The organism is Bacillus sp. 0102A, assembly GCF_036765155.1.
In the GTDB taxonomy this organism is placed as follows: domain Bacteria; phylum Bacillota; class Bacilli; order Bacillales; family Bacillaceae; genus Bacillus; species Bacillus subtilis_G.
In genome coordinates this window covers 54883-67834 of record NZ_JBAIZW010000006.1, presented here as the reverse complement: position 1 = coordinate 67834, position 12952 = coordinate 54883, and the positions used below count along the sequence as shown (strand labels likewise).

The window sequence follows — 12952 nt, the reverse complement described above, 5'->3', positions numbered from 1 at the left end:
ATTGAGTAAAATTGGTAATGTTTTTGAAAAATATGAAGGAATCCAGGCAAGCGTGTTATACTAGAAAGATGTGAAAAAAACATTTCACTTTCTGTTAGTTGCAGAAAGCTCTATATAGAAACGGAGAGAACAACGTGAACCAACAAAAGAAACAGGCGCCCGTCGAACTGAAAGTTGGACAAACCTTTCCGCTGACGATTAAGCGTCTCGGCATTAACGGAGAAGGTGTCGGCTACTTTAAGAAAAAAGTCGTCTTTGTGCCCGGCGCGCTTCCCGGTGAAGAGGTTGTCGTGCAGGCCACAAAGGTTCAGCCGAAGTTTTCGGAAGGCCGCGTGAAGAAGATCCGCAAGGCGTCGGAGCACCGTGTGGCACCGCCTTGCCCTGTATACGAAGAGTGCGGCGGCTGTCAGCTTCAGCACCTTGCATACAGCCAACAGCTTCGGGAAAAACGTGACATCGTCATTCAGTCTCTTGAACGCCATACGAAGTTTAAAGTAGAAAACATGGAAATCAAAGAAACGATCGGTATGGATAACCCGTGGAATTACCGCAACAAAAGCCAATTCCAGATCGGGCGCTCGCAAAGCGGGAGCATCATCGCAGGCTTATACGGCCTCGATTCTCATGACATCGTGCCGATCAAAGATTGCATCGTTCAGCATCCGGCAACCAACAAAACAACAGGCATCGTCCGCCGCATTTTAGAGGACTTCAATGTGTCTGTTTATAATGAACGGAAACGAAAAGGCGACGTTCGCACCATTGTGACGCGAGTCGGTTTTGAAACAGGCGAGGTGCAGGTAGTGCTTGTGACAGCAAAAGAAACGCTTCCGCACAAGGAAGAAATCGTCAAAGCGATCCAAAAGCGCCTGCCGGAGGTCAAATCCATTATCCAAAATGTAAACGGAGCGAAAACCTCTGTCATTTTCGGTGAGAAAACAAAACCGCTCGCCGGACATACAGTGATCCAAGAGGTGCTCGGCGACGTCTCATTTGAACTGAGCGCCCGCGCTTTCTTCCAGCTCAATCCGGAACAAACCATCAAGCTGTACGGCGAAGTGAAAAAAGCGGCGCAGCTGACCGGAAAAGAAAAAGTCGTTGACGCGTATTGCGGCGTCGGCACCATTGGCATGTGGGTAGCGGACGGCGCGAAGGAAGTCCGCGGCATGGATGTCATCAAGGAATCGATTGATGACGCCAAGAAAAACGCCAAAAAACATGGCATGACAAATGCCACATACGTAACAGGAACAGCCGAGCACTGGCTCCCGAAATGGACGAAAGAAGGCTTCCGCCCGGACGTCGTCATCGTTGACCCGCCAAGAACGGGCTGTGACAGCACGTTCCTGGACACGATCAAAAAAGTCAAACCGAAACGCTTCGTCTACGTTTCCTGCAATCCATCCACGCTTGCGAAGGATTTGCAGACGCTGTCAAAAGACTATCGTGTAGAATATATTCAGCCTGTGGATATGTTTCCGCAGACGGCTCATGTGGAAGCCGTGGCGAAGCTTGTATTAAAATCGTCTAATTAAAAGAAACGATTCCTAATCAGATCTGGATTTCGGAGAGAACACTGCCGATTTCCGGGTCTTTTTCATGCGCCAGCGTTGCCCTGCTGTCTTTTATGTAACTAGGGCCAAAGAAACAATATGTGATAAGCCCCCAGCTATTGATAAGAATAATGTCAGAGCCATAGAACAGAAACCCGGGTCATGTGCCCAACCCTGTGATCGGTGTACTTTATCGCTATTTATGTGTTATGGGTAAAGGTTTAAATGTTCAAAATTTACTATCGTTTGATAAGAAGCGCTTCAGCATGCTATAAGTGTAAAAGAACATTTTTGCTTAATTACGTTTGGCCTGGTATCCATAATGAAAGGATTTGAATTTGTTATGATAGATAATTTCTGGCGTGAATTGCCACGACCATTTTTTGTACTGGCACCAATGGAAGATGTGACTGATGTTGTTTTTCGCCATGTCGTGAGTGAAGCAGGCAGACCTGATGTGTTCTTTACGGAGTTTACAAACTCGGAGAGCTATTGTCATCCAGATGGAAAGGATAGTGTACGAGGCCGTTTGACCTTTACTGAGGATGAACAGCCAATGGTCGCCCATATATGGGGAGATAAGCCTGAAAACTTCCGGCAAATGAGTATTGGCATGGCGGAATTAGGGTTTAAGGGTCTAGATATCAATATGGGCTGTCCTGTACCTAATGTGACGGGGAATGGAAAGGGAAGCGGCCTTATTTGCCGTCCTGAAGTTGCAGCAGAATTAATACAAGCAGCAAAAGCAGGAGGATTGCCTGTGAGTGTGAAGACAAGGCTTGGTTACACGGATGTGGACGAATGGCGAGACTGGCTGACACACGTACTGAAGCAAGACATTGCGAATCTTTCCATCCATCTGCGTACAAGAGCGGAAATGAGCAAAGTAGATGCGCATTGGGAACTGATTCCGGAAATTAAGAAACTTCGTGACGAGGTGGCACCAGATACACTTTTGACGATCAATGGAGATATTCCTGACCGTGAAACTGGCTTGAAACTTGCTGAACAATACGGCGTTGACGGGATAATGATTGGACGCGGTATTTTTACAAATCCTTTTGCTTTTGAAAAAGAGCCGAAAGAGCATAGCAGTAAGGAATTGATTGATCTTTTGAGACTGCATCTGGATCTCCATGATGAATATTCAAAAACAGAAGCTCGAGCATATAAACCGCTTCCTCGCTTTTTCAAGATATATCTCCGTGGATTCCGCGGGGCAAGTGATTTAAGAAACCAATGTATGAACACAAAGTCAACAGACGAAGTGCGTGCATTGCTCGATGAATTTGAGAGAAAGTATCTTAATGGGGCGGAGCAATAGCAGAAGGATCCCATTTCAAGGGTAAAGCGAAGTGGGACGTTAAACTGGTGGAAGCGGTATTGAATCCGATTATTCCTGCGAAAAATTTGATATGCGGGAAGACATTCTGCCGAGAAGCTGTTGAAGTATGATAAGAATCAAGATAGCAGGGATAATTGTCCTTGCTATCTTTTTTTATCTAAAAGGATAAGATAAAATACATGGTAATAACAGGAGATGGTGCGGATACAAAGAAGGGGGAGTTTATGGTGAAAGAATTTCCTATAATTGAAACAAAAAGATTATTGTTAAGAGAAGTAAACTTTGAAGATGACAAAGATATGCTAACATATCTTTCAGATCAAGATGTTGTTAAGCCGATGGGGTTAGAACCCTTTGAAACAACTAGTGATGTTTGGAAAGAGATTAGGTGGTATAAATCCATATATGAAAAAGGTACAGGTGTCAGATGGGGCATTACACTTAAAGATTCTGGCATCGTCATAGGAAGCTGTGGATTTCTTAATAGACTTGCAAAACATTATCGAGCTGAAGTTGGATATGAATTAAGCAAAGATTACTGGCGAAAAGGAATCGTCAGTGAAGCACTAGAGGCTGTTGTCAAATATGGATATAACCACTTGCAGCTGGAAAGAATTGAAGCTCTTATTGAACCTTCTAATATTTCATCGATAAAACTAGTGGAAAAACAAGGTTTTAGCAGAGAGGGCTTGCTGAGACATTATGAATTTGCTTGTGGTAAATTTGAAGATTTATATATGTATTCAATGATCAAAGAAGATTTTACATCTGGTTTGGGAAAATGAATTTTAACTAATGCCTCTTTCACAATAATGGGAGGAACTAACTGCCCGGGATATGAAAAATGAAACAGGGGGAATAGAAAAATGAAACGAGTATGCATCATCCCCTGCGGCAAGAAAAAAATATGGGACGTCCGGCCTGACGCGGGTCCAACAAGGGCGGAAGACGCTTATCTCAGCCCGTTTCATCAAGCGTGCGAGCGGTATGCAAAAGCGTTTTTTGACGAGTGGGTCATTTTGTCTGCAAAGCACGGATTCCTTCGCCCAGATGATATCGTACCCGAAAATTACGATGTGGCTTTTGGAACCGGTCATCCGGAGATCATGACAGCGGAGGAGCTGAGCCGCCAATTTCGCGAAAAGGGCTTTTTCGAAAAAGAAGAGGTCGTCATGCTCGGCGGGAAAAAATATCGCAGTGTCCTTAACGCCGTCATCAGTGAACACCAGCACATCAGCTGGCCGCTATCACCGTACAAAGGCATTGGCTACATGCTTCAGGCACTGAACAGAGCGGCTGAAGAAAAACATGAACTGTAAAAGTATATTTTCGGAAAAGAGTGTGAAAATGAAAAGAATTGTGTTCGGCTTCCTTGCCATTGCTGTATTTGGATGTGGCTTGTATATCTATCATGTTTTATTCGGTGATCCTTTTTCGAAAAATGCCGCAGAGCAAAAGCTCACATCATATGTGAAACAGACCTATCCTAAAAAAGAAATCAACATCACGAATGGGGTATATAGCGCTAAAACCACTGAATATGTGTTCCAAGCAAACATTCAATCTCATCGCTATCCAATGTGTACGAAGGGATTTCTCCATCCGAAAGTCACGTGTGATGGAATTGAAGAAGCGTATACCGAATCAGTAGCGAAACACTTAAATGAAGAAGCATCGAAGGAAATCGAAGCAGATCTGAAAAAAGAGGTGCCGCAAATCATAAAAGCTGACGCTGCTTTGATCATTGAAAACGGCCAGTTCACATTAGATACAAAATGGAACAAACAGCTGGCTGAAAAAGCGCCTATGAGCATGACGATTCAGTTAGATGCCAGCGGGTTATCAAAAACAGATGCCGCAAAGATGGCGGAAATAGTAAGAAAAACACTTAATGAAAAGGGATATACATATGCAAACGGCACGGTAGACTGTATGCAGGAGGACGGGGACGGCGGTTTCGGTTATGTCAAATATTCAATTGATTTTCTTCCGAAAACAGCCATTCAGCCAAACGATGCAGAGGAATTAGGAAGTTAAAAGATTTCCGAGGAAATAAATACGTCGATCATTGTCAAAGACTGGGTGATGCCCGGTCTTTTTTGCATGCCATAAAACGAGACAAATGGATCAGATCGAGACAAAATGAGACACCTGTCTCAAACTGTCTCTAGTGTAAAAATGAAAAACCTGATTTTTCGGGCATCAAAGACTGGCACACTTCTTGCATTTATAAATGTGAACCCTAAATAGAAGGAGGCGCACAAAATGGAATTGTTAAAACGAGAAGGCTTGTCATTAACTGAGGAGAAAGCGCTGTGGATGTACCAAAAGATGCTGGAAATCAGGGGCTTTGAAGACAAAGTGCATGAACTGTTCGCACAGGGAGTGCTTCCCGGATTCGTCCATTTGTATGCCGGTGAAGAAGCGGTAGCGGTAGGCGTGTGCGCTCATTTAGATAATGGCGATAGCATTACAAGCACGCACAGGGGACATGGACATTGTATCGCCAAAGGCTGTGATCTGGACGGCATGATGGCGGAAATTTTCGGGAAAGCGACCGGACTGTGCAAAGGCAAGGGCGGTTCTATGCACATTGCGGATCTCGATAAAGGCATGTTAGGGGCAAATGGAATCGTCGGGGGCGGATTTACGCTCGCATGCGGATCAGCGCTCACCGCTAAATATAAACAGACTAAAAATGTAAGCGTTTGCTTTTTCGGAGATGGAGCAAACAACCAAGGCACCTTCCACGAAGGGCTGAACTTAGCGGCAGTATGGAACCTTCCTGTCGTGTTTATCAATGAAAACAACGGCTACGGCGAAGCCACCCCATTTGAATACGCGTCGGCCTGTAATTCAATCGCTGATCGGGCGGCTGCCTATAATATGCCGGGAGTCACGGTGGACGGAAAAGATATTTTAGCAGTTTACCAGGCAGCCGAGGAAGCGATAGAAAGAGCAAGAAACGGCGGAGGCCCGTCTTTGATTGAATGTATGACCTACAGAAATTACGGCCATTTCGAAGGGGATGCCCAAACGTATAAAACGAAGAATGAAAGAGCTGAGCATCTTGAAGAAAAGGATGCCATTCAAGGCTTTAAAAACTACCTTTTAAAAGAAACTGATGCCAATAAACTGTCAGACATTGAAAAGCGTGTCAATGAATCAATTGAAAAAGCCGTCTCGTTCAGCGAAGACAGTCCTTATCCAAAAGAGTCAGAACTGCTGACAGACGTCTACGTGTCATATGAAAAAGGGGGAATGTGAGATGGCGAGAGTCATAAGCATGTCAGACGCGATCAATGAAGCTATGAAGCTTGCGATGAGAAGAGACGAAAATGTGCTTTTGATCGGCGAGGATGTCGCCGGGGGAGCGGCTGTCGATCATTTGCAGGATGATGAAGCTTGGGGCGGTGTATTAGGGGTCACAAAGGGGCTCGTACAGGAATTCGGGCGCACAAGAGTGCTGGACACACCGATTTCTGAGGCGGGCTACATGGGTGCGGCTATGGCTGCGGCATCAACCGGGCTGAGACCGATTGCCGAGCTGATGTTTAATGATTTTATCGGCACGTGCTTTGACCAGGTCATCAACCAAGGCGCGAAATTCCGCTATATGTTCGGCGGAAAAGCGCAAGTGCCGATTACCATCCGCACCACATATGGAGCGGGGTTCCGGGCCGCTGCCCAGCATTCACAGGCGCTGTATGGCCTTTTCACCAGCATTCCGGGACTGAAGACGGTTGTTCCGTCCAATCCGTATGACGCTAAAGGACTGCTGCTTGCAGCAATCGAAGACAATGATCCGGTGTTCTTTTTTGAAGACAAAACGTCCTACAACATGAAGGGCGAGGTGCCGGAAGATTATTATACAATCCCGCTCGGAAAGGCGGACATCAAACGCGAAGGCGGCGATATCACGCTGTTTGCGGTCGGCAAGCAGGTAAATACCGCACTTGAAGCGGCTGCACAGCTTTCAGAGAAAGGCATCGAAGCCGAGGTGCTTGATCCTCGCAGTCTGTCTCCTCTGGATGAGGAAGCGATTTTCACATCGTTGGAAAAAACAAACCGGCTGATCATCATTGACGAAGCCAATCCGCGCTGCAGCATTGCCACAGATATTGCTGCGATTGTCGCCGACAAGGGCTTTGATTTGCTTGATGCGCCGATTAAACGAATTACAGCGCCGCATACACCGGTGCCGTTTTCACCAGTGCTTGAAGATCAATATTTGCCGACAGCAGATCAAATTGTCAGCGTCACGCTAGAATTGCTTGGCGAGCCGGCAATGAATTAATGGGGGGGACACAAATGGCGGTAAAAGTAGTGATGCCAAAATTGGGAATGGCCATGAAACAAGGGGAAGTATCGATATGGAATAAAAAAGTAGGCGATCCGGTTGAAAAAGGAGAAAGCATTGCCAGCATTCAATCGGAGAAAATTGAAATGGATGTTGAGGCGCCGCAAAAAGGAACGCTGATCGATATCAAAGTCAAAGAGGGAGAAGGGGTTCCGCCCGGCACAGCGATCTGCTACATCGGGGATGCTAATGAATCGGCGCAGGAAGAGGCGAAAGCGCCTGCTGCAGAAGACAGTGAGCCGCCAGCCGCCCAGCCCGTAAAATACGAAAACAAAACCGGAGCCGTCAAAAAAGAACGTATCAAAATATCTCCAGTCGCCAGAAAAATAGCGGAAAAAGCAGGATTAGACCTGAAACAGCTGAAAGGCACAGGGCCAGGCGGGCGAATCGTAAAAGACGACGTAACAAAGGCGCTTGCTGAACAGAAAAAAGATCGGCCAGAGCCGGTTTCTGAGCAGAAGGCGAAAGAAACACCGGTGACAGGCATGAGAAAAGTTATCGCGGCCAGAATGCAGGAAAGCCTGGCAAACAGCGCGCAGCTGACGATTACGATGAAGGCTGATATCACCAAGCTGGCAGCCCTTCAAAAACAGCTTTCTCCAACAGCAGAAGAGAGGTACGGCACAAAGCTGACGATGACTCATTTGGTCTCAAGAGCCGCCGTCCTCGCTCTGCAAGCTCATCCTGCGCTGAACAGCTTTTATCAAAATGAACGCATCATCACACATCCTTATGTGCACCTCGGAATGGCTGTGGCCTTGGAAAATGGATTAGTTGTGCCTGTGATTCGCCACGCTGAAAAGCAATCGCTGGTTGAACTGGCCCAATCCATCTCAGAGCATGCCAAAAAAGCGCGCGAGGGACGGGCAGGAAGCGAAGAACTGCAAGGCTCAACCTTCTCTATTACAAACCTTGGCGCTTTTGGAGTGGAGCATTTTACGCCGATATTAAATCCGCCGGAAACAGGTATTCTCGGCATCGGAGCAAGCTATGACACGCCCGTGTATCAAGGGGAAGAGATTGTGAGAAGCACGATCCTGCCGCTTAGCCTGACATTTGATCACAGGGCTTGTGACGGTGCTCCTGCCGCTGCATTTCTGAAAGCCATTAAAACATATTTAGAAGAACCGGCAGCATTAATTTTATAGGAAAAGCAGGTGAAAACGACATGACACTAGCCATTATCGGCGGCGGACCTGCAGGCTATGCGGCTGCAGTCTCCGCAGCACAGCAGGGCAGAACCGTGCTGCTGATTGACAAAGGCCCGCTTGGGGGAACCTGCCTGAATGAAGGCTGCATCCCGACAAAGTCTTTATTAGAAAACGCAAACGTTCTTGATAAAATCAAGCATGCCGGCCACTTTGGAATCGAACTTCCGCCCGGTACGATATCGGTTGATTGGAGCAAAATGCAGAACCGAAAACAACAGGTTGTCAGTCAGCTTGTCCAAGGCGTTCAATACTTGATGAAGAAAAATCAAATACAGGTTGTGAAGGGGACGGCCTCCTTTCTTTCTGACAGAAAGCTCTTGATCGAAGGAGAAAACGGAAAAGAAATCAGAGAGGCGGACCAAGTATTGATTGCATCGGGATCAGAGCCAATTGCGCTGCCATTCGCCCCGTTTGACGGCGAATGGATCATCGACAGCAAGGACGCGCTTTCTCTTTCTGAGATTCCGTCTTCACTTGTCATTGTCGGCGGCGGTGTTATCGGTTGCGAGTATGCCGGGCTGTTTGCCAGACTGGGATCGAAGGTGACCATCATTGAAACAGCCGGCCAGCTGATCCCGGCTGAAGATGAAGAGATTGCCCGTCTCTTTCAGGAGAGGCTCGAAAAAGACGGTGTTGAAGTGCATACTGCATCCAGATTAGAGCGGGTGGATCAAACGGCCAAAACGGCAATATGGAAAAGCGGGCAGCGGGAGTTTAAAACGAAGGCCGATTATGTGCTGGTGGCGATCGGCAGAAAACCCCGTCTTGACGGGTTGCAGCTGGAGCATGCCGGAGTAGATTTTTCTCCAAAAGGCATTCCGGTGAATGGGCACATGCAGACGAACGTACCTCATATTTATGCGTGCGGAGACGCAATTGGAGGCATTCAGCTGGCGCATGCGGCTTTCCATGAGGGCATCATCGCTGCTTCTCATGCTTCCGGCAGGGATGTCCAAATCAATGAGAAACATGTGCCCCGCTGCATTTACACATCACCGGAAATCGCGTGTATCGGAATGACAGAACAACAGGCAAGAAGCGAATACGGGGATGTGAAGATTGGTGAATTTCCTTTTTCCGCAAACGGCAAAGCGCTCATTAAACAGCAAGCGGAAGGAAAGGTCAAAATCGTGGCGGAACCTGAATTCGGGGAAATCGTCGGTGTCTCGATGATTGGTCCTGATGTCACCGAGCTCATCGGCCAGGCGGCTGCAATCATGAATGGTGAGATGACCGCTGATATGGCGGAGCATTTTATCGCCGCCCATCCGACACTGTCGGAAACATTACACGAGGCGCTGTTAAGCACAATTGGGCTTGCAGTGCATGCATAACACGGGAAAAAGCAGGCGCGGGGAATACAAGGCGCCTGCTTTTTTATTGTTGAAAGCGCTTTATTTTTCCCCTACAATAGATGAAAACGGCGTGTAAGGGAGGAGCGATCAAGGAAATGAATTCGATCCCAAACGATTTGCAAACCTGGAAACGTTTTGTGAAAGACGGTGTACTTGATGAAGCCCGGTTAAGAAAACGGATCGCCGAGTCATGGCATCGCTGCAAAAAAGCTGAGGTCAATCCATATTTAGAAAAAGGCCCAAAGGTTTTACAGCAAACGGAGCTGGCTCAGCAGTCAAAAAAGCATTCATTTTTCCTGAAGACCGCACAGCCTTACCTTGAAAAACTGCTGCCTGCCATAAAAGAAATGGAAATGATGGCGCTGTTAATTGATTCAGAGGGTGTTGTTCAGGCACTCGACGGCCATCCCCGCGCGCTCTATGAAGCCAAACGCATCAACTTCGTCAAGGGCGCATGCTGGACGGAAACGGCTGTCGGAACAAATGCGATTGGTACGGCGCTCCACATGATTGAGCCGGTTGCGATACAAGGATCAGAACATTACTCCATCGCTTCCCATCACTGGAACTGTTCAGCCGCTCCGATTCACCATGAGGATGGCAGCCTTGCGGGTGTGATTGACATATCGTGTCCGGCGGCAGGCGCGCATCCCCACATGCTCGGTATAGCCACTGCGATCGCCTATGCCGCGGAACGGGAACTGGCAGCTAAAAGCCGCGAGAAAGAGCTGGAGCTGATCAGCCGTTTTGGAGATAGGGCTGCATCCCGTGTGCCAATGGTCCTCTGCAATACCAAACAGCACATTATCAGCGCGAGCATACCGATTCGAACCTTAATACCGGATTGGCAGGGCCGGCACCTGTATGAGTTGAAAGAACGGGGCTTTTCAATCGAAAAAGCAGTCACCATGGGAGATGGCGGCACGTGTTTTTATCTCTCGGAACAAAAGAAAAAGCCGGCATTTCGTTTCAATGGAGTTATCGGGCAAAGCGGCCGATCGCAAGGAATGCTGAAGAACCTTGAACGAGCGGCTGCGGCGGATGCAACGGTCTGTCTGTCGGGCGAAACGGGTACGGGGAAGGAAGTCGCTGCCCGCGCGCTTCATGAGAACAGCGAGCGGCGGCATGGCCCGTTTGTTGCTGTCAATTGCGGAGCGATCCCGTCTGACTTGATTGAAAGCGAGCTTTTCGGCTATGCGGAGGGCGCTTTTACGGGAGCGAAACGAAACGGCTACAAAGGCGCCTTTCAAAAAGCAAATCATGGGACCTTATTTTTAGATGAGATCGGAGAAATCTCCCATTCGATGCAGGTTGCGCTTTTAAGGGTGCTTCAGGAACGCAAGATTACGCCGGTCGGCGGGGCGAAAGAAATTCCGGTTGATATTAGAGTCATTGCCGCCACACATTGTGATTTACGCGAGCTTGCTGAAAGCGGGAAAATCAGAGAGGACTTGTTTTACCGCCTTCATGTCTATCCAATCGAGCTTCCTCCTTTACGCGACCGCCCCGAGGATATTCCGGACCTCTTTCAGTACTACAAACAGAAAAATCATTGGCCTGGCGAACTTCCCCTTGCTTTGTTGGATGTGCTGAAACAATGGAGGTGGCCGGGGAATATTCGCGAGCTGTTTAATGTGTTTGAACGTCTTTCCATCAGATTTCCGGACGGCCGGCTGAGGGATGAGCCGCTCACCGCTTTACTGGAAGCCGCTGGACTGCCGATCAGCCCGGCAGAAAAAAAGCCGGATGCGGCCGGTGCGCTGACCCTTCGTGAGCAAATCCAAAAAGATATGATGATCAAAGCGCTTGAATCCGCAAAAGGTAACGTCTCTCAAGCCGCCAAAATCAGCGGAATCCCCCGAAGCACTTTCTACAAACGGCTGAAAAAATTCAACTTGGCCGCTGAATCATAAAGCATACTTCTTTCAAGAAATGGAAACGTTATGTATGAAGGAGGGTGTTAGAATGAATATTCAAAGGGCGAAAGAAATTGTAGAATCTCCCGACATGAAGAAAGTAACATATAACGGAGTTCCTATTTACATTCAGCACGTGAATGAAGAAGACGGAACAGCGAGAATTTATCCGCTTGATGAACCGCAAGAGGAGCATGAAGTGCAGCTGACCAACTTAAAAGAGGATTAAACAAAAATGGCCCGCTTCATAAGCAGGCCATTTTGTTATCCGCGCGGCGCAAATAAAATGACACAGACGCCGAGGAGACAAATCAATGCGCCGACCCAGTCATACAGATCAGGTGTTTTCCGGTCGACAAGCCATCCCCACAGGACCGCAAGCACGATGAATACCCCGCCATAAGCGGCATATACACGGCCGAAGGAAGGGAAGGACTGAAACGTCGGAAGAATGCCGTAGACAATCAGGATCAGCGCTCCGGCGATCCCGTAGCCGACTGGCTTTGCCTCTCTCAGCCACAGCCAAACCAAATACCCGCCGCCAATTTCGGCAAGCCCCGCCGCGAGAAATAAAAGAATGGTCATCAGCATCACGCGCACTCCTCAACTTGCTTTTCTCTTTCATTATAAAGGAGGGGAGCTGTTAAAGCTTCGGATGATCCTCAAATTCCTTCAAATACGCGTTTCTCTGAACCTCCGTAAACTGGCCGATCCAATTGCTTTTCGCTTCATCATTCATATGCGGAAGGATATAGCGCTCAACCGCTTCAAAAAACAGAGGGTTCGCGATAATGTTCCAGGTAGGGATGCGAACGGCCTTGCCATCTGTTTTCTCGATGATAATATCCTCAAAAAAGATCCCCTTCAAACTGTAATGATGCCGTCCCATATAAATCCGTTTGATCTCAGAAAAATGCACACTGCGTTTTCTCGAGAAAATCTCGCCATCAGGACCTGTCTTTACGCTGAAAATAATATTTCCCCGGCTTGTGAACGCCGGGAAAGCCATACAAAATGTGATCAATCCATAAACGATCGCCATTAATCCGCCGCCCAAATAAAGCAGGGCATACTTAGACTCAAATGTGAGTGCTTCAGACACCAGCCACACTCCCGCAATAAAGGCGCCCCCTGTGGCGAGGAACAGCCATATTCTAAAAAACATTCTGCTTTTGACCTTAATTACCTCATCGTTTTTCAATTGCTATTCTC

13 protein-coding genes are annotated in these 12952 nt (G+C 47.6%); 11 read left to right on the top strand and 2 right to left on the bottom strand.

The features are described 5' to 3' along the window. The first annotated feature begins 134 nt into the window (after positions 1-134). The 11 genes from rlmD to V6D41_RS14530 all read left to right on the top strand — a co-directional run bounded on the left by rlmD (position 135) and on the right by V6D41_RS14530 (position 11969). Positions 135-1535: a 23S rRNA (uracil(1939)-C(5))-methyltransferase RlmD gene (rlmD, locus tag V6D41_RS14580; RefSeq protein WP_333518684.1), complete on the top strand. Its 1401-nt coding sequence runs from the start codon at positions 135-137 to the stop codon at positions 1533-1535. A gap of 361 nt (positions 1536-1896) precedes the next feature. Beyond that, positions 1897-2877, top strand: a complete 981-nt coding sequence (locus V6D41_RS14575) for a tRNA dihydrouridine synthase (RefSeq protein ID WP_333518834.1) — start codon at positions 1897-1899, stop codon at positions 2875-2877. A gap of 248 nt (positions 2878-3125) precedes the next feature. After that, a complete protein-coding gene (locus V6D41_RS14570) occupies positions 3126-3683 on the top strand; it encodes a GNAT family N-acetyltransferase (protein WP_333518833.1) in 558 nt (185 codons plus the stop codon). A gap of 81 nt (positions 3684-3764) precedes the next feature. Then, positions 3765-4217, top strand: a complete 453-nt coding sequence (locus V6D41_RS14565; RefSeq protein WP_333518683.1) for a DUF6884 domain-containing protein — start codon at positions 3765-3767, stop codon at positions 4215-4217. 28 nt (positions 4218-4245) lie between these two features. Continuing rightward, positions 4246-4935 carry a YfjL-like protein gene (locus V6D41_RS14560; RefSeq protein WP_333518682.1) on the top strand — a complete coding sequence of 230 codons (690 nt, stop codon included), beginning with the start codon at positions 4246-4248 and terminating at the stop codon, positions 4933-4935. A 228-nt stretch (positions 4936-5163) separates the two neighbouring features. Further along, a complete protein-coding gene (acoA, locus tag V6D41_RS14555; protein ID WP_333518681.1) occupies positions 5164-6165 on the top strand; it encodes an acetoin:2,6-dichlorophenolindophenol oxidoreductase subunit alpha in 1002 nt (333 codons plus the stop codon). 1 nt (position 6166) lies between these two features. Beyond that, positions 6167-7195 (top strand): acetoin:2,6-dichlorophenolindophenol oxidoreductase subunit beta, encoded by a 1029-nt coding sequence (acoB, locus tag V6D41_RS14550; protein ID WP_333518680.1) that lies wholly within the window; start codon positions 6167-6169, stop codon positions 7193-7195. Between the two features lie 14 nt (positions 7196-7209). Beyond that, positions 7210-8406 (top strand): dihydrolipoamide acetyltransferase family protein, encoded by a 1197-nt coding sequence (locus tag V6D41_RS14545; RefSeq protein WP_333518679.1) that lies wholly within the window; start codon positions 7210-7212, stop codon positions 8404-8406. A 20-nt stretch (positions 8407-8426) separates the two neighbouring features. After that, positions 8427-9803 (top strand): acetoin dehydrogenase complex dihydrolipoyl dehydrogenase, encoded by a 1377-nt coding sequence (gene acoL / locus V6D41_RS14540; RefSeq protein WP_333518678.1) that lies wholly within the window; start codon positions 8427-8429, stop codon positions 9801-9803. Between the two features lie 116 nt (positions 9804-9919). After that, positions 9920-11737, top strand: a complete 1818-nt coding sequence (locus tag V6D41_RS14535; protein ID WP_333518677.1) for a sigma-54-dependent Fis family transcriptional regulator — start codon at positions 9920-9922, stop codon at positions 11735-11737. Between the two features lie 52 nt (positions 11738-11789). Further along, a complete protein-coding gene (locus tag V6D41_RS14530) occupies positions 11790-11969 on the top strand; it encodes a small acid-soluble spore protein H (RefSeq protein ID WP_087992576.1) in 180 nt (59 codons plus the stop codon). A 35-nt stretch (positions 11970-12004) separates the two neighbouring features. Here the strand turns inward: V6D41_RS14530 and V6D41_RS14525 are convergent, their stop codons facing one another. Further along, positions 12005-12334, bottom strand: a complete 330-nt coding sequence (locus tag V6D41_RS14525) for a YnfA family protein (RefSeq protein ID WP_087992577.1) — start codon at positions 12332-12334, stop codon at positions 12005-12007. A 49-nt stretch (positions 12335-12383) separates the two neighbouring features. Beyond that, positions 12384-12941: a YfjD family protein gene (locus tag V6D41_RS14520; RefSeq protein WP_333518676.1), complete on the bottom strand. Its 558-nt coding sequence runs from the start codon at positions 12939-12941 to the stop codon at positions 12384-12386. Positions 12942-12952 lie beyond the last annotated feature (11 nt).